The sequence below is a fragment of the Micromonospora sp. NPDC048999 genome, from assembly GCF_040649295.1.
In the GTDB taxonomy this organism is placed as follows: Bacteria; Actinomycetota; Actinomycetes; order Mycobacteriales; family Micromonosporaceae; genus Micromonospora.
Genome location: NZ_JBEZFI010000065.1, coordinates 1 through 21,006, shown reverse-complemented (window position 1 = coordinate 21,006; position 21,006 = coordinate 1). Strand labels below are relative to the sequence as shown.

At 73.5% G+C, this 21,006-nt stretch carries 14 protein-coding genes and 1 pseudogene; 11 read left to right on the top strand and 4 right to left on the bottom strand.

The features are described from left to right. The coding region (locus tag AB0C02_RS32010; RefSeq protein ID WP_357552892.1) for a DUF6603 domain-containing protein at positions 1 to 3,636 on the bottom strand (3,636 nt) is incomplete at its 3' end. A 28-nt stretch (positions 3,637 to 3,664) separates the two neighbouring features. Next, on the bottom strand, positions 3,665 to 8,032 hold the full coding sequence (locus AB0C02_RS32005; RefSeq protein WP_357552891.1) for a peptidoglycan-binding domain-containing protein: 4,368 nt from the start codon (positions 8,030 to 8,032) through the stop codon (positions 3,665 to 3,667). Between the two features lie 285 nt (positions 8,033 to 8,317). On the opposite strand from AB0C02_RS32005, the gene AB0C02_RS32000 reads away from it, so the two are divergent. From AB0C02_RS32000 to AB0C02_RS31950, 11 genes are all read left to right on the top strand, one after another. Next, a complete protein-coding gene (locus AB0C02_RS32000) occupies positions 8,318 to 9,286 on the top strand; it encodes an ATP-binding cassette domain-containing protein (protein ID WP_357552890.1) in 969 nt (322 codons plus the stop codon). Further along, positions 9,279 to 10,079: an ABC-2 family transporter protein gene (locus AB0C02_RS31995; RefSeq protein WP_357552888.1), complete on the top strand. Its 801-nt coding sequence runs from the start codon at positions 9,279 to 9,281 to the stop codon at positions 10,077 to 10,079. The genes AB0C02_RS32000 and AB0C02_RS31995 overlap by 8 nt, the downstream gene beginning before the upstream one ends. Next, on the top strand, positions 10,076 to 10,870 hold the full coding sequence (locus tag AB0C02_RS31990) for an ABC-2 family transporter protein (protein ID WP_357552887.1): 795 nt from the start codon (positions 10,076 to 10,078) through the stop codon (positions 10,868 to 10,870). The genes AB0C02_RS31995 and AB0C02_RS31990 overlap by 4 nt, the downstream gene beginning before the upstream one ends. A gap of 46 nt (positions 10,871 to 10,916) precedes the next feature. Then, positions 10,917 to 13,703 (top strand): FAD-binding and (Fe-S)-binding domain-containing protein, encoded by a 2,787-nt coding sequence (locus AB0C02_RS31985; RefSeq protein WP_357552885.1) that lies wholly within the window; start codon positions 10,917 to 10,919, stop codon positions 13,701 to 13,703. Positions 13,704 to 13,721: 18 nt separating this feature from the next. Further along, positions 13,722 to 14,204, top strand: coding sequence for a hypothetical protein (locus tag AB0C02_RS31980; protein WP_357552883.1), 483 nt, complete (start codon positions 13,722 to 13,724; stop codon positions 14,202 to 14,204). Positions 14,205 to 14,276: 72 nt separating this feature from the next. Next, on the top strand, positions 14,277 to 15,512 hold the full coding sequence (locus AB0C02_RS31975) for an MFS transporter (protein WP_357552882.1): 1,236 nt from the start codon (positions 14,277 to 14,279) through the stop codon (positions 15,510 to 15,512). 40 nt (positions 15,513 to 15,552) lie between these two features. Continuing rightward, positions 15,553 to 16,350, top strand: a complete 798-nt coding sequence (locus tag AB0C02_RS31970; protein ID WP_357552881.1) for a DUF4253 domain-containing protein — start codon at positions 15,553 to 15,555, stop codon at positions 16,348 to 16,350. Between the two features lie 47 nt (positions 16,351 to 16,397). Next, on the top strand, positions 16,398 to 16,820 hold the full coding sequence (locus AB0C02_RS31965) for a glutaredoxin domain-containing protein (protein WP_357552880.1): 423 nt from the start codon (positions 16,398 to 16,400) through the stop codon (positions 16,818 to 16,820). 73 nt (positions 16,821 to 16,893) lie between these two features. Next, entirely contained in the window at positions 16,894 to 17,520 is a 627-nt protein-coding gene (locus tag AB0C02_RS31960; RefSeq protein ID WP_357552879.1) for an SGNH/GDSL hydrolase family protein, read from the top strand. Between the two features lie 623 nt (positions 17,521 to 18,143). After that, positions 18,144 to 18,767, top strand: coding sequence for an L-threonylcarbamoyladenylate synthase (locus tag AB0C02_RS31955; protein ID WP_357552878.1), 624 nt, complete (start codon positions 18,144 to 18,146; stop codon positions 18,765 to 18,767). A gap of 79 nt (positions 18,768 to 18,846) precedes the next feature. After that, a complete protein-coding gene (locus AB0C02_RS31950) occupies positions 18,847 to 20,421 on the top strand; it encodes a Na+/H+ antiporter (protein WP_357552877.1) in 1,575 nt (524 codons plus the stop codon). A 6-nt stretch (positions 20,422 to 20,427) separates the two neighbouring features. Here the strand turns inward: AB0C02_RS31950 and AB0C02_RS31945 are convergent. Together AB0C02_RS31945 and AB0C02_RS31940 are read right to left on the bottom strand one after the other, a co-directional pair. After that, positions 20,428 to 20,736 (bottom strand): annotated as a pseudogene (locus AB0C02_RS31945) (putative quinol monooxygenase); the annotation flags it as partial. 141 nt (positions 20,737 to 20,877) lie between these two features. Beyond that, positions 20,878 to 20,997, bottom strand: coding sequence for a zinc ribbon domain-containing protein (locus tag AB0C02_RS31940; protein ID WP_357552893.1), 120 nt, complete (start codon positions 20,995 to 20,997; stop codon positions 20,878 to 20,880). Between the last annotated feature and the right edge of the window lie 9 nt (positions 20,998 to 21,006).

The window sequence follows — 21,006 nt, the reverse complement described above, 5'->3', positions numbered from 1 at the left end:
CGGTCCCGGGCCCGGCGGCGGGCCCGGGGGGGGGCGCCGGCCACCCGCGGGGCGGCGCGCGCCGGGGGGCCCGGCCGGCCGGGGCCCCGGGTGGGTGGCGGCCGGCGTCGGACCAGCCGGATGGCGTGGCGTGCTGTCGGCGGCGAGGCCGCCGCCGGTCGGGCGGTCGGGCGTGGTGTCGGCGGCCAGGCCGCCGTCGCCCGGGCCGGCGTCGGCCACGGCGAGCGCCGGGCCGGTGAAGCGGGCCGGGCCGGCGCGGCGGGTGCCGGCGAACGCGGCCGGTGAGGTGGCCGCGAACCGGGCCAGCAGGTCGCCGCCGCGGGCAGCGGCCAGGCCGCGCGCCGCCGACAGCGGGCGTCCGGCGCCGTCCGGGTCGTCGATGATGATCCTGTCGTACGCCGAGTCGTCGCTCAGCGCGGCGAACGCGGTCAGCGCGGTCTCCGGCAGCGCCGTGCCGTCGGGCAGCGCCACCGTGCGGCCCGCCGCGAGGCGGACGAAGCCGGGGATGGTGAGCTGCTCCACCGGTGACAGGTCGCGGAACTGGCCCGGGGCGAAGTCGTCCTCGACCACGTCGCCGAGCCGACCGGTGATCCGGTCGTCGCCCGCGCCGACGCTGACCCCGGTCAGGGTGAACCGGTTCGGTCCCTTGATCCTGGAGGTGCCCATCCGGGACAGGTCGGTGTCCAGTGGCAGCACGTTCTCCCGTACCGACAGCAGGGCGCCCGGTTGCAGCAGCATCGGTCCGGTCCACCCGGCCAGGTCGCGTAGGGTCACCGGCTCCCCGGCGGTGAGCGCGGGCCGGACCTCCCAGGCGTCCGGGGCGGACAGCGCCCGGTGCAGCGCCTCGCCCGCGTCGACGTACGTGGGCTCGTCGGCGGCGGCGAGGTCCCCGTCGGTCCAGGAGAACTTCGCCGACACCTCCCACAGCAGGAACTTGATCCGGGCCTCGCCCCAGGCCCGCCACGGGCCGGGCCCGCTGATCCCGATCAGCAGGTTGACCGCCAGCAGTTCCTTGTCCTTGAACTTCAGCGACACCGTCGCGCCGATCTCGGCGGTGAACCAGAACGGCTTGAACTGGAACATCACGTCCAGCCAGGCCCGGCCGTCGATGACGAACCCGCCGCCCTCGAAGTGCAGCTTCAGCTCGGCGCCGAACTGCGCGGTGTTACTGGTGACGGCGAGGTACGCGGACAGGTTCACCCCCTTGCCGGACTTCTGCAGGGCGATGTTGAACCGCTTGACCGGGGGGAAGCCGGGTGGGGCGGTGAAGCGGGGGTGGAAGCCGCCGATGGAGACGGCGAAGGTGCTGCCCTGGCCCCATCGGGCGCGCAGCGCCATCTCTCCGGAGACCGGGCGGCCGAACAGCTTGGAGTCGACCAGGGCGGCGTCGACGCTGATCTCCCGGCGGGCGAAGTCGACGATGCCCGCCGAGTCGAGGCGGAACTTGCCGGCCTCCTTGAAGTCGATGACCAGCTTGCCCAGCAGCAGGATCCGGACCGGGTCGGGGAACTCCACCAGCACGGCGAGGTCGGCGACGACCTGCCCGGCGAGGAAGTTCAGCCGTACCATCGCGCCGAGCACGGTGCCGGTGGTGTCCACCGGGAAGATCCGGCTGAGGGTGGCGATGACGGCGGGTGCGTTGCCGACCGGGTCCTGGGGGAACAGCAGCGCGTCCAGGGTGCCGGCGCGGGCGGCGTTGCGCACCTCCTCCGGGTTGGTCCGCCGGTTCCAGCCGACGACGAGGCCGAGCCCGGTGATGGAGATGCCCCAGAACAGCATCAGCCCGGGGAACCACTCGTAGGTGCCGGCGAGCAGCAGCGAGAAGGTGTGCCGGCCGTCGGCCTCGGTGAGTCGGCTGCCGTCGGGGTTGCGGGTGTTGAGGATGGCGGTGGCCTGGAGCCGGAACCCCTTCATCGGCGCCAGGGCGGAGGTCATGCCGAGTTGCAGCGCCCCGGCGTACATGCCGCGGGCCTCGTCGACGAAGAGGTAGCCGCCGCCGCTGACCAGCCCGTTGTCCATCCGCAGCCCGACCCCGTCGGGGCTCTTGAAGCGGGGGCGCAGGTCGGCCGCGCCGAGGTTGCCGGCGGTGGCCTGGCCACCCGCGCCGGCCGGCAGCGCCGGCGGGAAGGTCAGGTCGGCGCGGACGCCGATGTTCTCCACCACCACGTGCAGCGGGCCCAGGGCGGCCCGGAATGTGGTGGTCAGGGTCAGGCTCACCGCCCGGGTGGCGGTGGACGCCTCCAGCGCGATCCGGAGTCCGTCGATGCCGATTCCGTGCCAGGACAGGTGCACCGGGTACTCGGCGGCGAGCGCGGCCGCCCCGGACAGGTGCAGCCCGCCCCGCAACGACCAGGCCAGCCCGAGGTCGAGACCGACCCGCAGCCCGTCGGCGGGGAGCAGCTTGGCGAGCAGGCCGTCGCCGTCGCCGGGGCGGATCACCAGCTCCGCCTGGCCGGCCCGGATGCTCAGCTCGACGTCGTCGCGGCCGGCGCCGAGGCTGGCCTTCCCGCCGAGGACGAGCTGCCCGACGGCGAGGTGGGTGCCGCCGGGGGCGCCGAGGATCCAGCCCGGCTGCCCGGCCGGGGCGATTCGGGCGATCTCGGCGGCCCACTTCACCACCGCGCTGCTACCGCTGAACGTCACCCCGTCGCTGTTGACGGCCAGGGCCGGGCCGGCGCCGCAGAGGTCGGTGGCGACGTTCCACGCCCCGATCGAGCCCTCCAGGTGCGCCTCGCCGGTCGGCGCGAGAATCACCGTGAACCGGCCGTCCCAACTGGCCAACCCGAGGGTGACCCCGACGCCGAAGGTGGGGCTCCACGGCGCCAGCCCGGCACCGGGCGGCGCCGTGCCATCAGGCGTACGCAGGCCGCTGAAACGTAGCCGCAGCAGGCTGTCGGCCAGCCGCCGGCCCACCTCGCCCTGGTCCGGCCCGAGGTCGGGGCGCACACCCTGGTCGGCGTCGAGCCCCAACGCCCGTAACGCCCGGGCCAGCCGGGGCAGCAGCCGGGCGGACAGTTCGGCCACCCCCTCGGGGGTGGTCCAACCCTGCGGGGCGTACAGCGCGCGGAAGTATTCGCCGGGGTCGCGGACCAGGTCGACCACCCGGTCCAGGCGCAGCTCGTCGCGGCGCTTGGGCAGCCGGATGGGCGTGTCGCCCGGTGGCATCGGCAGGCTGGGCGGGTTGGCGGTAGCCGGGTCGACCAGGCCGAGCAGGTCGAGCACCGGCAGCGACCAGGGCACCCGGCGGGTCAGGTAGGTCAGCACCAGCAGGTCGATCAGGTCGTCGGCGAGCTCGGCGGGCAGCCCGGGCACGTCGGGCAGCCCGTTCTTCACGCTCGGCAGCTCACCGATCTTCCCGAACACCCCGCCGGCCGCCGTGGCCAGCTTGCCGAGCCCGTCGAGGGTGTCCAGCTTCGCGTCGTTGCGGACCACCGACACCGCGGCGAGGGCCTGCTCGACCGTGCCGGCCCACTCCTCGAAGCGGGCAGCGTCGAAGCCGCTGACCGCCTCCAGGTCCCAGCCGAGCGCGCGCATCAGCCGGGCCCGCCGCCACGGGTCGTACGCGGACAGCACCGGCTCGGCGAGCAGCCGGACCTCGTCCCAGAGCAGGGCGAGGGCGTTCTTCGGCTCGGTCATCGCTGCTGTGGTCCTTTCGTGCCGCCGGTCATGCGGTCACCCTCGGCAGGTCGCTCAGGTCCAGCCGCAGCGAGTTGCGGGCGGCCGAGAGGGTCCGTTCGGCCGCGGGCAGCGCCGCGACGGGCAGTGTGTAGCGGTGCCCGGTCGGCCAGGTCGGCCACCCGACGAGCGTGGCCAGCGCGGCGGCCACCGGCGCGTCGGTGGCGACGACCTGGCCAATGGCGGTGATCAGCGCGAGTTCGTGCGCGTCGGTCCAGCCGGTGGGTGGGCCGCTGAAGTTCTGGCCGAGCGCCTTCGCCCGGGTCAGCACCGTGTGCAGCTCGCTGGCGGCCCGGGGCCGGGTCCGGAACTCGGGCTTCTCCGCGCCGCTGGCCGGCGGCCCCACCGCGACCAGCTGGTGCGCCCGGTACTGCTGCCAGCAGGCCAGTGCCGCCACCGACCGCTCGGAGGTGAACAGGTCGCCGATGCGGGCCCGGCGGGGCTTGCCGTCGGCCCCGGGCACGTCCGGCACGGTCGGGGTCACCGCCGGGTCCGGCGTGTCCCAGTCGGTGGCGAGCAGATCGTGCAGCCGCTGCCGGGCGACGGTCCACAGGCCGCGGCGCACCCCGTCGTGGGTGCGCAGGGCCAGCGCGTACCGGTGCAGCCAGTGCCAGGAGCGCAGGCCGAGCAGTTCCAGCGTGGTGCCCACGGCCGCGCGGGCCGCGCCGGTCGAGTCGGTCTCGGCGGGCCGGGCCCGCAGCACCCGCAGCTCGGGGTGAAGCAGCCCACCACCGTCCTTGCCCCAGCCCGGTACGGCGTTGATGCCGCCCTGCCCGCCGAGGGCGTCGTACGCGTCGCGGTCGGTGGCCCGCAGGAACGCCAGGTACGCCCACATCTCGCCCGGCTCGGCGTTGATGTCCAGCGCCGGCGGCAGCGTGGTGGGCGCGCTCTGCGGTCCGTGCGCCCGCCAGCCGAACGGTCCGAACCGGAGCACCGCCGGGTCGTCCGCGGCGACCCGGTCCAGCCAGCCGCCGGCCGCGTCGGGCACCTGGTTCTCGGCGACCGCCCGCAGCACCTTGAAGGTGGACAACTGGCGGGCCGCCCGGGCGCCCGCGTCGCCGCCGCCGGCGATCGTGTTGATCAGCTCGGTCAGCGACGGGCCGGTGTCGTGGTTCTGCGGCCGGGGTAGGACGGCTTGCGGCAGCAGTTCCGACTCGGCGTCGAGCACCGGCCCGCTCCACTGCGCGTCGGTGACGTGCGCGCGGTACGCGCCGAGCCGGATCAGCTCGGGGTGCCCCGGTGGTGCGCTGCCCGCGCCGGCCGGCCGACCGGTGACCACCCGGGAGTAGAGCCGCTGGTCGGCGGCCTGCACCTGGTCGAAGAGCCAGACGTTCGGCTTCTCCAGGCGCTGCGGGGTGTCCCCGTCGACCTGCCACGACTCGACGACGACCGGGCAGCGCCACCGCCTGTCCAGCCAGTGCTGGATCGCCACCTGGGTGGCCAGGTCCGCGACCCCGCTGATCGGCCCGAGGTAGCGGTCCGCCTCCGGCACGTCGACCGGTTGCAGCCGGTCGGACCAGCGGGACGCGGTGGCGCCGGCCGGCTCGACCGCGGTCCGCTCCCGCCGGGCGTACGCCTGGAACTCCCGCACCGCCCAGTAGGTGACGATGCCGTACTCGCCGTCGGTGTGCTCGGCGGTGAGGAAGCCCAGGGTGGCCAGGTCGTGCTGGAGGCGGCTCACCCAGCGTTCGGTGACCAGGTTCGCCGGCCGCTCCACCCCGTCGTAGCGGGCCTTCGCGTTGCCGGTGGCGTCGTGGTCGCCGGAGCGCAGCAGGAACCCGCCGTAGGGCGGCGGCTTCGTCAGCGAGCAGCCGAACGAGAGGTCGACCGTGTAGCTGGTCAGCGCGGCGGCCCGCTTCTCCCCGGGCAGGTGCCACCAGAGCCGCTGGGTGGCGGACTTGCACTCCCCGGCCGGCCAGTTGAAAGTGATCTCGCCCAGGTTGTTGCGCCCGACGATCTCCTTGCCGTTGCCCCAGGACCCCTTGTAGTGGTCGAGGTTGCGGGCGGCGGCCAGATACTGGGCGAGGGCCCGGTCGCGGGGCAGCCCGGCCGGGTCCACCACCGCCTCCGGGGTGCCGTCGCGTGGTGCCGTCGGGTCGGCCTCGTCGTGCCGGAGGAACTGGACGTACACGTTCCAGTCGGGTTGCCGGCCGAGCACCTTCAGCGCGTCGATGTCGCTGACCGCGGGCCGGCCCGACACCCACCAGCCGGTGGTGTCGTCGGCGCCGACGGTCACCTGGACACCGGCCTGCATCCGCTGCCCTTCCTTGCCGGCCAGCTCGTTGGCCCAGCCGACCAGGTCGATCCGGCCGGTCACGTCGAGCAGCGGCACGTACCCGACGTCGTGCAGGAGCCGGGTCTTCATGTCCTCGTTGCGGAACGCGCTGGACACGAACCCGGCGAGCACCCCCTCGGTGCGGTTGACCCCCTCGTACGGTTTGGCCGGGTCGGGTCCGCAGGCGTAGGGGAGGGTCGCCGAGTAGCGGATCCGCTCGGCGGAGCCGAAGTGGATGTCCCCGCCGAGCAGTACCAGCCGCCGCCGGCGCACCCCCTTCTCATCCGGGGGCGCGGCGGCGAAGAGCCGGGCCAGGATCTTGTGTACGGCCGCGTCGCTGGCCACCCAGGCGTCCTCCGCGTCGGCGGTCCACCGGCCGGCGGTCGCCTTGGCCAGCGGCTGGGCGAGCTGCTCCAGGATGGGTACGCCGAACAGCGCGACCGGCTGGGCGACCACGGTCACCGCGTCATCGCCGAGCACTCCGCCGCCGGTGAGCATGTCGTCGAGCGGGTGGTCGTCCAGCAGCAGGCCGCCCGGGTTGCCGGTGCCGCCCGGATACTGCCGCCAGGTGCGGGTGTCCAGTGCGATGAGCTGGTAGCGGGGCCAGGTGACCGTGTAGTGGTAGGTCAACGCGCCGGCCGGCCGGACCAGGCGGCCCTCCTTGGTGACCCCGGTGGGCAGCCCGAGCCGGGTACGCAGAGTGAGGTCGTCGGCGTCGTTCGGCGCGCTCGACCAGCCGGCCAGCGCGGTCAACGCCGTCCGTCCCGGCTCGCCGGCGTCGCCGGTCGCGGCGAACCGGTCCGGGGTGTTGCCCCACGCCTGGAAGGCCACGAACGCGGCCATCGCGTTGCGCACGACGCGCCGGCCCAGCGCCGAGTTGACCACGGCGTCGGTTACCCAGGAGCGGGTCATGTTCCAGTCGTCGGTGACCTCGTGGTCGTCGGCGACCATGTACGTGGCCACGTTGGCGAGCTGCCGGCGTACCGCGGCCAGGCCGGTGCGGAACGTTTCCAGGGCCAGCGCCTGCCGCTGCCAGCGTTCCCAGCGCTCGATGATCTCCTTCTGCTGGGCGCTGGGCGAGTACGCCCGGCCGGCGCGCATCAGGTCGTACACCGTCTCGCCGGGCCGGCGGCCCTGCGGGTCCTTGAGGATCCGGGTGTCGGCGGCCAGCACGTGCTCGAACCTCGGCCAGGTCGCCGGCCACAGCACGTCCGACCAGGCCAGCAGGTACATGCACAGGTACTCGCGCAGCGACATCAGATGGCTGTCGGCGGCGCCGGAGGTGAACTTCGCGTCCCGCTCCATCGTGGTGGCCCGCTTGCCCGGCAGGTACGTCACGTCGGCCGGCGGCGAACTGGTGCCCACCGGCATCGTCTCCGGGCCCAGCCCGAGCCGCGCCGCCACCCCCTGGTGTGCGGGCACCGCCGGGTCGCTGCCGCCGGCCGGCAGCGCGTCGTGGCCGTGGATGATCGCCAGCAGCGGGTCCGCCACGTCGTCGGCGTAGATCTGGTCGCCGCCGAGGACGAGCTGGTGCGGGCGCAGCGCCGGGTCGCCGCCGGCGGCCGCGATGATCGGGTCGAGGACGGGAAAGGCGTCCTGGCCCTCGCCGTGCGGTTTGCGGCACGAGCCGTGGAAGACGCGCAGCTGGTTCGGGTCGGCCGGCGGGGTGACGAAGGTGGGCACGGCGGGTGCCGCGGCCGGTGCCTGCGGGTGGCCCTGGTAGGTCAACGCGGCGCGGGCGGTGACCGGGTCGGCGGCCACCACGTCGGGGTCGAACAGGCTGCCCGCGCTGACCCCGCCGGAGAACGACAGGTCGTAGCCGTACAGGGTGCCCGGTTGGAGGGCCACCCCGGCGGCGGTCACCGCGACGACGTGCAGCCGGTCGGCGAGCCGTACGGTGGCCCGGCTCCCGGTGCCGACGGTGGCGCCCCGCGGGTAGCCGGGCGCGGGTCCGAGCGCGAAGACGGTCAGCGTCACCGTGCACCCGGCGCGCAGGGCGACGAAGACGCTGACGCTCGTCGGGTCGACCCGGCGCACGATCGGGCCGCAGAGCACGATGGGCAGGCCGGTCGGAGCGGTCATGAGGGGGTCCCTTTCGCGCTCGGCCATGGCGGTTCGGACTTCGATTGAAATCGCTGTGTCCCGGCCGCGCCTACGGCGCAACAGCGCGAACGTTCCGCCGTGCCGGATGACAACCATCGGCCGACGACGCCTCGGCTCCGTCCGACCGTACGGGCTGAACGTCCACTCAGGTCGTTTCACTGACGGAGACCCGACCGTCGGTTGCCGGCGGCGCCACCCGCGCGCTATGACGCTCCCGTCGGAAATTGAGTGCCGATCTCGGGCGCCGGCCCATAGGGTCGGGCGATGATCGAGGTGCACGACCTGGCGAAGCATTTCCGGGTGCACCGGCGACCACCCGGGCTGGGCGCGTCACTGCGCTCCCTGTTCCGCCGCGAGCACGTCACCGTCCGCGCGGTCGAGCGGGTCAGCTTCACGATTCCCACCGGCGAGGTCGTCGGCTTCCTCGGCCCGAACGGCGCCGGCAAGACGACCACCCTGAAATGCCTGACCGGGCTGCTGCATCCGACCGCCGGGGCCGTCCGGGTGCTCGGGCACACCCCGCATCGTCGGGAAGCCGCGTTCCTGCGCCGGATCTCCCTGGTGATGGGGCAGCGCAACTCGCTGTTCTGGGATCTTCCCGCCGCGGATGCCTTCGAGGTCAACCGGGCGATCTACGGGCTCGCCGAGGCCCCGTACCGGTCGGCGCTCGCCGAGCTGGCCACCCTGCTCGACATCGAGCCGCTGCTGGACAAGCAGGTCCGGGTGCTCAGTCTGGGCGAGCGGATGCGCTGCGAACTGGCAGCCTCGCTGCTGCACCGGCCGGATGTGCTCTTCCTCGATGAGCCGACGCTCGGCCTGGACGTCAACGGCCAGGCGGCGGTCCGCACGTTCCTGCGCGACTACAACGCCCGGCACGGCGCGACCGTCCTGCTCACCAGCCATTACATGGGTGACGTGACGGCGTTGGCCCGCCGGGTGCTGGTCATCGACGGGGGCGCCCTGCGTTTCGACGGCGACCTCGCCGCACTGGTCGAGGCCCACTCGCCGCACCGGCTGGTCCGCGTCACCCTGCGGGCGGCAGTACCGGTGGAAACCTGGGCCGGTCTCGGTGAACTGTCGTCGGTCGACGGGGCCGTGGTCACCCTCGCCGTGCCCCGGGCCGAGACCGCGGCGATCGCCGCCCGGTTGCTGACCACCCTGCCCGTTGAGGATGTGGCGATCGAGGACCCGCCGGTGGAGGACATCATCCGGGCGGTCTTCGCCCATGCGTGACATCCTCACCGTGTACCCCGCGCTGGTGCGCAGCGCGACGCTGGTGGCGGTGACCTATCGCGGCCGGATCGTGCTGTCGGTGCTCACCGCCTTCTTCCCGCTGCTGACGATGGCGGTGTGGCTCACCGTCGTCGCCGAGGGCGGCCCGCCCGCGGGGTGGACCACCGGTGACTTCCTGTCCTACTACGCGGCGGCGACCCTGCTGTGGAACCTCGCCGGCGACCGGGTGGTGTGGCAGTGGGACGCCGACCTGCGCAGCGGCGACCTGTCGGTGCGGCTGCTGCGCCCGGTGCACCCCTTCCACCAGTACGCCAGCGACGATCTCGGGCACCGCCTGCTGTTCCTGACGGTGCTGGCACCGGCCCTGGTGCTCGCCGCGCTGCTCGTGCCGGGCCTGGACTACCCGGTCACCCCCGGCCGGCTGGTCGCCGTCGCCGCCGCGCTGGTGTTGGCGTACGCGCTCAGCCTGCTGATGGCCTCGACGTTCGCCCTCATCGGGTTCTGGAGCACCCAGGCGTCCAACGTGTGGTTGCTGTGGTGGGGCCTGGGCTCGTTCGCCTCGGGATGGGTCGCGCCCCTGGCGCTGATGCCGGACTGGTTGCGCACGGCGGGACTGGTGCTGCCGTTCCGTACCGCGATGGGCTTCCCGATCGAGCTGCTGATGGGCCGCCTCGACGGCCGCGAGGCGGCGTACGGATTCGCCGTCGGGCTCGGCTGGCTCGCCGTGTTCGGCCTGCTCTACCGGGTCGGCTGGCGGCGCGGCGTGCGCCGCTACCAGGCGGTGGCCGGATGAGCCGGTGGACGCGGCACGCCCGCATCCTCGGGATCTGCTGGCGGGCGGCGGTGGCCGGCGAGGTGGAGTACCGGCTCAACTTCGCCTCCAACATGCTGCTCAGCACGTTCTGGATGGTGTGGGCGGCGGCCGGTGCCTCGGTCTACTTCCGGTTCACCGGGACCGTGGCGGGTTGGACGCACGCCGAGGTGCTCGTCGTCATCGGACTGTTCTTCACCCTCAACGGGCTACGCCAGGCGCTGCTGCAACCCAACCTGGAGCGGATGACCGACTACGTGCGCCGGGGCACCCTCGACTTCCTGCTCACCAAGCCGTTCGACGCCCAATTGCTGGTGAGCCTGCGCCAGATACGGGTCAACAACCTGCTCGACCCGGTGCTCGGCCTGGCCCTGACCACCGTCGGCGTGGTCCGCTCCGGCCGGGGCGTGTCGCTGGCCGCACTGGCCTCGTTCCTGCTGCTGCTGGCCTGCGCGATGCTGCTGATGTACGCCCTGACCGTGGTGCTCATGGCGGTGGCGGTGGTGCTGGTGGCCGCCGAGGACCTCGGCCGGGTCTCGTTCGCCTTCGTCGAGCTGTCCCGCTTCCCGGTGGACCTGTACCGCAACCCGGCGCAGGCCGTGCTGACCGTGGTGCCGGTGGCGTTCCTCACCACCTACCCCGCCGCCGCGCTGCTCGGCCGGCTCGACCCGTACCTGCTGCTGATCGCCCCGGCGGTGGCGGTCGGCGCCGTGGTCGTGGCCACGCTGGCCTGGCGGCGTTCGCTGCGCGCCTACTCCGGCGCGAGCGCCTGACAGCGACCGTCCATGGCTATGGTGTGAGCGGGGGAGGTGCGACTCGATGGGATCGCAGCGGGACGGGTTCGGGCTGGAGGCGGCGGTCCCGGGTGGCGTGTCGATCCGGGCCGGTGACCGGCTGCGGCTGGCCCACGACGCCTCCCACTACCTGCTGCACCCCGCCGCGGTGATCACCCCGGCCGACGCGGAGCAGGTCGCCGCGCTGCTGCGGCACAGCCGCCGCACCGGCACCCCGCTGACCTTCCGCTCCGGCGGCACCAGCCTCAGCGGGCAGGCGGTCACCGACCAACTGCTGGTCGACACCCGCCGGCACTTCCGCGAGCTGACGGTTCTCGACGAGGGCCGCCGGGTGCGGGTGCAGCCCGGGGTGGTGCTGCGGCAGGTGAACAACCGGCTCGCCCCGTACGCCCGGCGGCTCGGCCCGGACCCGGCCAGCGAGTCCGCCTGCACCGTCGGCGGCGTGGTGGCCAACAACTCCAGCGGGATGACCTGCGGCACCGAGTTCAACACCTACCGCACCCTGGAGTCGCTGCTGCTGGTGCTGCCCAGCGGCACGGTGCTGGACACCGGTGCCCCGGACGCCGACGACCGGCTGCGGGCCGCCGAGCCGCAGCTGCACGCCGGCCTGCTGCGGCTGCGCGACCGGGTGCGCGGCAACCCCGACTCGGTGCGCCGGATCCGCGCCCAGTACGCCATGAAGAACACCATGGGCTACGGGGTGAACGCGTTCCTCGACCACGACACCCCCGCCGATCTGCTGACCCGCCTCGTGGTGGGCAGCGAGGGCACCCTCGCCTTCGTGGCGGCGGCGACCTTCCGCACCGTACCCGTGCACCGGCACGCCGCGACCGGCCTGTTGGTCTTCGACACCCTGGCCGCGGCGATGTCGGCCATGCCGGCCCTCGTCGCCGCCGGGCCGGCGGCGATCGAGCTGCTCGACGCCGCCGCGCTGCGGGTCGCCCAGTCCGACCCGAAGGCGGACGCCGCGCTGCGCGGCCTCGCGGTGCGCGAGCACGCGGCGCTGCTGGTCGAGTGGCAGGAGTCCGACCCGGACGCGCTCGCCGCACGGGTGGCCGCGGCCCGGCCCGTCCTGGCCGAGCTGCCGCTGACCGCCCCCGCGCGGCTCAGCGGCGAGGCGGCGGCCCGCGCCGCCCTCTGGCACATCCGCAAGGGCCTGTACGCGGCCGTCGCCGGCGCCCGTCCGTCGGGCACCACCGCCCTGCTGGAGGACGTCGCCGTCCCGGTGGGCGCGCTCGCCGACACCTGCGCCACGCTCGCCGACCTGTTCGACCGGCACCGGTACGAGCAGAGCGTGATCTTCGGCCACGCCAAGGACGGCAACCTGCACTTCATGCTCAACGAGCGGTTCTCCGGCGGCGAGGCCCCGGCGCGGTACGCCGACTTCACTGAGGAACTGGTCGACCTGGTGCTCGGGCACGGCGGCACGCTCAAGGCCGAGCACGGCACCGGCCGGGTGATGGCGCCCTACGTGCGTCGCCAGTTCGGCGACGAGCTGTACGCGGTGATGCGCGAGCTGAAGACGCTCTGCGACCCCGACGGGCTGCTCAACCCGGGTGTGCTGCTCAGCGACGACCCCGAAGTGCACCTGCGGAACCTGAAGACCGTGCCCACGGTCGAGCCCGAGGTGGACCGCTGTGTCGAGTGTGGCTACTGCGAGCCGGTCTGCCCCAGCCGCGACGTGACCACCACACCCCGGCAGCGGATCGTGCTGCGCCGGGAGATCGCCGCGGCCCGCGCCGCCGGGGACCTGCCGCTGGCCCGCGAGCTGGCAGACGCGTACGACTACGACGCGGTGGACACGTGCGCGGTGGACGGCATGTGCGCCACCGCCTGCCCCGTGCTGATCAACACCGGTGACCTGGTGAAGCGGCTGCGTACCGAGCGGAACGGTGGAGTCGCACAGGCCGGCTGGCGGGCGGCGGCCAACCGGTGGGGTGCGGCCACCCGGGGCATGGCGCGCGGCCTGGACCTGGCCGGGGCGCTGCCGCCCGCGTTGCCCGAGGCGGCCACCCGGGCGGCGCGGGCGGTGCTGGGCGCGGAGCGGGTGCCGCAGTGGCGGCGGGACCTGCCCCGCGGCGGCGAGGCGCGTCGCCCCCGCCCGGTGGACGATCCGGACGCGGTCTTCGTACCGTCCTGTCTGGGCGCCCTGTTCGCGCCGGCCGAGGGCGGGTCGGGCGTCGCCGCCGCGCTGCGCACCCTCGCCGAGCGGGCCGGGGTGCGCCTGCTCGTGCCCGACGGGGTGGCGAGCATGTGCTGCGGCACGCCCTGGTCGTCGAAGGGCCTGACCGCCGGCTACCAGCGGGTGCGCGACCGGGTGCCGGCGGCGCTGTGGGCGGCCAGCCGGGAGGGTGCGCTGCCCGTGGTCAGCGACGCGGCCTCCTGCACCGAGGGCTTCGCCACGCTGGTCGCCGACGCCGGCGCGCTGCGGGTGGTCGACGCCGTCGCGTACACCGCCACCGAGCTGCTGCCCCGGCTCACCGTCCACCGCCGGGTGGGTTCGCTCGCCCTGCACCCGACCTGCTCGTCCACCCGGTTGGGGCTGGACGAGGCGCTGCTGACCGTGGCGCGGGCGGTCGCCGACGAGGTGGTGGTGCCCGACGGGTGGCAGTGCTGCGGCTTCGCCGGTGACCGGGGGCTGCTGCACCCCGAGCTGACCGCCTCGGCCACCCGGGCCGAGGCCGACGCGGTCGCCGGGCGGCCCTTCGACGCGTACGCCTCGGTGAACCGCACCTGCGAGATCGGGATGGCCCGGGCGACCGGCCAGCCGTACCGCCACCTGCTGGAACTGTTGGCCGATGCCACCGCCTGAACGGGCTGCGGGTGACCGGTGACGGGTGAGCTGCGGGAGCTGGCGGACCTGGCCCCGGCCCGAGCCCAGCTGGACGAGCGGGAACTCACTCTCATCGAGCGGGCCCGTCAGCAGGGCGTCACCTGGGCGGAGATCGCCACCGCGCTCGGCCTGGCCAGCCGGCAGGCGGCGGAGCAGCGCCGGCAACGCCTCGTCGCTGCCGCCCGGACCCGGCGCCTCGACGCCGACCGCGGCTGTGCGCCGCCCCTGGCCAACCTCCGGCTGGCCGTGACCGAGCTGCACCGGTGGATTCTCGACGACCGGAACTGGGCGTCCCGGTTCCCGCGCGCCCCGCTGGTCCGTGGCACTCTCGCCGCTGCGCTCCTGGCCCCGCCCGGTTCGCTGCACGACCTCGCGACCCACGCTGCCGCCGACCTGGCAGACGTCGAGCCGGCCCGACTGCCCCCGGCCGTGCGGGCTGCCGCCGTCGCCCTCCAGCTCGCTCTGTCAACGACTCGTTGACATCTTCAATGCATCTTGAAGTGGGTCGGCTCAAGTTTGAGCATGGGTGTTCACCACTCGCCGGGGGAGCCCATGCGACGAAACGCGGCCCTGTTCGTGGCCATCTCTCTGCTGTCCGGCTTCGGCAGCACGACGATGTCCCTGGTCACCGGCATCTGGCTGCTGGACCTGACCGGATCCGCCAGCCTCGCGGCCCTGGCCGGCCTCTGCGTCTTCGCGCCGCAACTGGCCGGCCCCTGGCTGGGCGGCGTCCTCGACCGGCTACCTCGGCTGGCCGTCGTCGTCACGGCGAACCTGCTCCTCGCCGCCACCCTGCTCAGCCTCCTCGCCGTACGGGCGGCCGACGACGCATGGATCCTCTTCGCGGTCTCCCTCGCCTACGGCACCAGCTACGTCATCATCGAGGCCGGCGAGTCGGCGTTGCTGCCCCGCGCGCTGGACCCGGACCGCCTCGCCGATGTCAACGGCTGGCGGGGCAGCGCCCAGGAGGGGACCAAACTCGTCGCCCCGCTGGCCGGCGCGGGCCTGTACGCCTGGCAGGGCGGGCACCTCGTCGCCGTGGTCAGCGCCGCCATGCCCGTCCTGGTCGCGATCCTCTACCTCGCGGTCCGCTTCACCGACGCGCCGAGCACGCCGCCGCCTGATCGGGAGCGAGGGCTGCGCGCCGGCCTCGCCGTGCTCCGGCGCGAGCCGGCGATCCACGTCAGCGTCGCGCTGGCGGCCGTGGCGATCGCCATGACCGGCTTCACCACCGCCGCGCTCTACCAGGTCGTCACCGTCGACCTGCGCCTGCCCACGACGTTCCTCGGGGTGCTGGTCAGCGCCCAGGGAGCGGGTTCGCTGGCCGCCGGCCTGGTCGCCGGCCGAATCATCGCCCGGCGCGGGCCGACCGCGGTGGCGGTGGTCGGGGCCGTCGGCTACGCCACCGCCTGCCTGCTGCGCTGCCCGCCGTGGTGGCCGGCGAACGTCGCGGCTTCCGTGCTGGCCGGCATCGGGTTGATGCTCGCCCTGGTCGCGGCCGTCACCGCCGTCCAAACACACACCCCGCAGCATCTGCTCGGGCGGGTGTCCGCCACCGCGAACACCGCGATGTTCGCCCCCCTCGCGCTGGCCATCCCGCTCGGATCGGCCGCCGTGCACCTCGGCGGACGGGCGACCTTCGTCATCGCGGCCACGCTCTGCCTCGCGGCCGCCACCGTCGCGTACCGCCGGCAAGCCCCGACGCCCGCGGCTTCGCCTGTTGCTGACGCGATGTCGGAGCAGGCAGGAACGACGGGTCCGATGTCGACTCCCACGGGCCCGCGATGACGCGCCGGCTCTGTCGTACGGGCCACCTACTCTCCCCGCCATGACCGCGAAGCTGATCCGGCTGCTCGACTCCCTTGCACCGGGGACCCTGCCGCCCGGCCGCACGGTGGAGCCGGAGGACGGCGGGCCGCCGCCGTACTGGCTCAGCGACGCCCCGGTCGACCCCGAGGTGTGGGTGCGGATGCGGTCCCGGCACCGGCAGACCGGGCTGTGGCCGCTGCTGCTGAGCGGGTTGCCCCGCGAGGAGGGCCGACCCTGGGCCGACGGCGAGGTGTATCCGGCCGGCACGTCGTCGCCGGATCAGCATGACCCGGCGGAGTTGCTGGCCCGGTGGTGGGACGCCAGCACCGGCACCGACGACGATGACGACACGCTGTCGTCGGCCGACCGCGCGGCGGTCACGGCCCCGTTCCGGCAGACCTGGCCCGGGCTGGCCGAGCCCGGCGACTCCGCAGGGCCCGCCGCCCACTTCGGCGACCAGTACGCGGAGTTCCTAGGGTCGGAGCCCGCGCGACTCGGCCTGGTGGCGGCGACCCGTGGTGCGGACGCCCTGGCCGTGACCGGCTGGTCCGGCCCGGCCAACTACCACGACACCGGCGAGGTCGCCGCCGTCGTACGGAGCTGGGAGGAACGGTTCGGCGCCCGAGTGGTCGGTGTCGGGTTCAGCACCCTTTACCTCAGCGTCGCCGCGCCACCCACCACGCCCCGCGATGCCCTTCGGGTCGCCGCCGAGCATTTCGCGCTCTGCCCCGACAACGTCTGGCAGGGCGCCAACACGCTCACCGCCTACGCCGAGCAGATCCTCGGCATGAACTCCTGGTCCTTCTGGTGGGACTGACTGACTGATCAGATCGGCACGGCGAGGGCAGCGTAATATTCGTCGGCGTGCTGAGGAGTTGGTGGTTGGCGGGCGTCGCGGCGGCCTGTGGGGTGTTCGTGGCGGCCACCCAGCGTTCCCCGTGGGTCGCCGTCGTCGAGGTCCTCATCTTCGCGGCGCTGGCCGTCCTGCTCTCGCCGATGGTGTTCCCGAGGTCGGTGACCGCCGAGCAGGCACAAGAGCGCAGCGCCCGGGACGGCCGGCCGATCGTCTACTGGCGGCCCGGCTGTCAGTACTGCCTGCGGCTCCGGCGTCGGCTCGGCGGCCGGGCCGGCCAGGTCCACTGGGTCGACATCTGGCGTGACCCGGCCGGAGCGGCCGCGGTCAGGGCCATCACCGGGGGCGACGAGACGGTCCCGACAGTGGTGGCGGGCGGCGAGGCCGTGGTCAACCCGAAGCCCGACTGGCTGCTGCAGCGCCTGACGCCGTGACGGACCAAACTCATCGACTTGTGATCCGGACGCAGCGGCATGGTCGGGGCGTGGTGGGGGAGGGGACGGGCAGATGACGGTGCAGGTGCCGCACGGCGGCCGGGTGCTTTTCATCGGCGACAGCATCACCGACGCGGGAAGGGACCGATCCTGCGACGACGATCTCGGCTCCGGGTACGCCATGATGGCTGGTGCCTGGTTCACCGCCCGCCATCCCGGCCATCGGGCCACGTTCGTCAACCGCGGCATCAGCGGCGATCGGGTACGCGACCTGCGCGCCCGCTGGGAGACCGACTGCCTGGCCCACGCCCCGCAGGTGGTGTCGGTGCTGATCGGCGTCAACGACACCTGGCGGCGGTACGACCAGGGTGATCCGACCAGCGTCGATGGCTTCGCCCGCGACTACCGGCACATCCTGGAGGCGACCCGGCGGCTCGGCGCGCGGCTCATCCTGATCGAACCCTTCCTGATCCCGCTCGACGACGCCAAGCGCGCCTGGCGGAAGGACCTCGGTCCGAAGGTCGACGCGGTGCGCAGGCTCGCCGCCGAATTCGACGCGACATTGGTCGCGGTGGACGAGTTGTTCCAGGCTGCCGACGTCGACGGCCGGGTGTGGACGAACGACGGGGTGCACCTGACACCGTTCGGCCACGCGCTGCTCGCCCAGCAGTGGCTGCGGGCGGTCACCCCGACCGCGTGAGCCGCCTGCATGCTCGTCTCACGCTCTGGGGCGCGGTTTCGGGGAACACGCGTGAGCGCCAGCCGGCGGGCTCCACGTCGGGCTGACAGCGTTGGGTCACACCAGCAGGTGCCGGTAACGCTCCGGCCACGGTGACGGCGAGTGATAGCCGGCGGACCTCGCCCCCTTCACCCACCACGCCTTTGCTTTGCAGCCGTGGACGCAACGGTCACAAACGGTTAGGTGTTGCGGATATGGCGGCAAAGCAAAGGCGGGCGGACGAAGGTTCCCCGTGGATCCTGCTTCGCGGCTTTCTGCTGGTCACGCGGCTGAGGTGGCGGCTGCGCCGCACGAAGGCGTCCCCAACGCCCGTCACGCCGCGTGACGGCAGGCCTTCGATGGTGAGTATTACCCACAGTCACCGGTGATGCGGTGGGCCGCCCAGCCGGCGAGCCCTGGTTGACGGCGGGTTCGGCCCCGGTCGTACGTGGGTCGCCCTGCGCCGTCCGCAGCCCTCCTGCGCGCCGTTCCAGGCGGCGCGCGGCCACGCCGCGCCGAAGCAGCTCCCGTTGTCGCAGGCGCCGCTAATATCTGCCGGGCCCGGGCGTACGGGGCCGCGCGGGCGAAGGCATAGGCTGGGCGCCGTGGCGAGGTACTACGATCTGCACCCGGACAATCCGCAGCCGCGCACCTTGCGACAGGTGGTCGACCTGATCCGGGACGACGGGTTGATCGCCTACCCGACGGACTCCTGCTACGCCTTCGGCTGCCGGGTCGGCAACCGGGAGGGTCTGGACCGGATCCGGGAGATCCGTCGGCTCGACGACCGGCATCACTTCACCCTGGTCTGCCGCGACTTCGCCCAGCTCGGCCAGTTCGTCAAGGTCAGCAACTCGGTCTTCCGCCTGGTCAAGGCCGCCATCCCGGGCAGCTACACCTTCATCCTGCCGGCCACGCACGAGGTGCCGCGCCGGCTGCAGGAGCCCCGCAAGCGGACGGTCGGAGTGCGCGTACCCCGGCACACCGTGACCCAGGCGCTGCTCGCCGAACTCGGCGAGCCGCTGCTCTCCAGCACCCTGCTGCTGCCCGGCGAGGAGGAGCCCCTGACGCAGGGCTGGGAGATCAAGGAACGGCTCGACCATCTCGTCGACGCCGTGATCGACGCCGGCGACTGCGGTCTGGAACCGACCACCGTGGTCGACCTGTCCGGCCCGGAACCGGAGATCCTGCGCCACGGTGCCGGCGACCCCGCCCGCTTCGAACAGTAGTGATTACCCCGTTCCACCCCGCCGGCACCGCCCGCCGTACCACCATGTTGGGGCGGCGAGCGGGTGACGGGAGTACGGCATGAGCGGTCTCGTGCTGATCGCGGTGCTGGGCGCCACCGTCCTCATCGGCACCACCATCGGCGGACGCTACAGCGTCGCGCCGCCCGTGCTGCTCATCGCCATGGGGGCGGCGCTCGGCCTGCTGCCCGCGTTCTCCCACGTGCACCTCGAACCGAACGTCGTGCTGCTGCTCTTCCTGCCCGCGATCCTCTACCGGGAAAGCCTCGTCATCAGCATCCGTGAGATGCGGGCGAACTTCCTCGTCATCGCCCTGCTCGCCGTCGGGCTGGTGATCATCACGGCGGTCGCCGTCGCGTACTCCGCGCAGGCGCTCGGGGTCGCACCGGCGGCGGCCTGGGTGCTCGGCGCGGTCCTCGCGCCCACCGACGCCGCCGCCGTCGCCGGCCTGGCCAAGCGGATGCCGCGCGGCATCCTCACCACCCTGCGGGCGGAAAGCCTGATCAACGACGGCACGGCCCTGGTGCTCTTCTCCGTCACCGTCGGGGTGATCGTCGGCGGGGCGGTACCCGGTCCGCTCGGCCTGACCGGCCGTTTCGTCGGCTCGGCCGCCGCCGGGGTCGTGGCGGGACTGCTCGTCGGCGGTGCGGTCATCCTGATCCGGAAGCACATCGACGATCCGATGCGCGAGGGCGGGCTGAGCATCCTCACCCCGTTCGTCGCGTTCCTGCTGGCCGAAGCGGTGCACGCCAGCGGCGTCCTCGCCGTCGTGGTCGTCGGCCTGCTGCTGTCGTACGCGGGGCCCCGGGTGATCCGGGCCCGCTCCCGGGTGACCGCGTTCGCGTTCTGGGACCTCGCCACTTTCATGATCAACGGAAGTCTCTTCGTGCTGCTCGGCATGCAGGTCCCGGGGGCGCTGCGCGGCATCACCAGCCACACGCCGGGGCAGGCGCTCGGCATCGCGGCGCTGGTCACCCTGGTCGTGGTGGTCACCCGGATGGTGTGGATGCAGTCGGCCCTGCCCGCCCTGCAGGCCGTCGACCGGCGCGAGTCCCAGCAGGCCCGCCGCTTCGACTTCCGGGTGCGCGCCGCCGCCGGCTGGGCGGGCTTCCGGGGCGCGGTCTCGCTCGCCGCCGCGCTCGCCGTCCCGGTCACCACCCGGACCGGCGCCCCGGTACAGGACCGCGACCTGATCATTTTCGTCACCGTCACGGTCATCGTGCTGACCATGCTCGGGCAGGGCACCACCCTGCCGGCCGTGGTCGGCTGGGCCCGTCTGATGGGCGACCAGGAGCGGGAGCACGAGGAGCGCTGGGCCCGGATCCGGGCAACCGAGGCCGGACTGGCCGCCCTGCCGCAGGTCGCCGCCGAGGTCGGCGCGTCGCCGGACGCTGTCGACCGGCTCCGTGCCGACTACGAGGATCACCTGGAGGACATCCGCTCGCCGGGTGACGAGGAGACCGCGCGGGAGCGCGAGACCGCCCGGCGGTTGCGCCTCGAACTGCTCGACCACAAGCGGCGCGAGATCACCCGGCTGCGGGACAGCCGGCAGATCGATGACGCGGTGCTGCGGCAGGTGCAGGCGTCTCTCGACATCGAGGAGATCCGGTTGCTCGGCCCGGAGAGCGAGGAGTGATCGGCGCTAACGGCCCTCGGGGACGGCCATCTCGCCGAGCAGCGACCAGTCCTGCTGCGGCACCGTCACGTTCACGATCCGGGGCGTCTCGGCCAGGTACGGCGGCAGGGTCCGCTGCGCCTCGCGGAAGTGTGCGGACTGCACGTGCGCCGCGCCGGCCTCGTCGTCCCGGAAGGCCTCGACCAGCACGTACTCTGTCGGGTCGTCGAGGCCGCGGGACCAGTCGAACCACAGGCAGCCAGGCTCGGCGCGGGTCGCCTCGGTGAACTCCGCGGCGATCTGCGGCCACCGGTCTGCGTGCTCGGGCAGCACCCGGAACTTGGCGGTATTGACATCCTCCCGGCCCTGAAGGGACCGGGATTCCCACGGTCGCCCGTGAGGTTTCCTGTTTCATCGCCGACTGCCCGTCCGGGAGGACTTCTTCCCTTGAGGTCTCACACCAGCTCCGCAGGCGTTTTACCTCTCCGCCAGCCCGGCGGCGAGGATGTTTCTGGCAGCGTTGATGTCCCGGTCGTGCCCGGTTTGGCAGCCGGGGCACGTCCAGACGCGGTCGTTGAGGGCAAGGGTGGTGTTGATGCGTCCGCA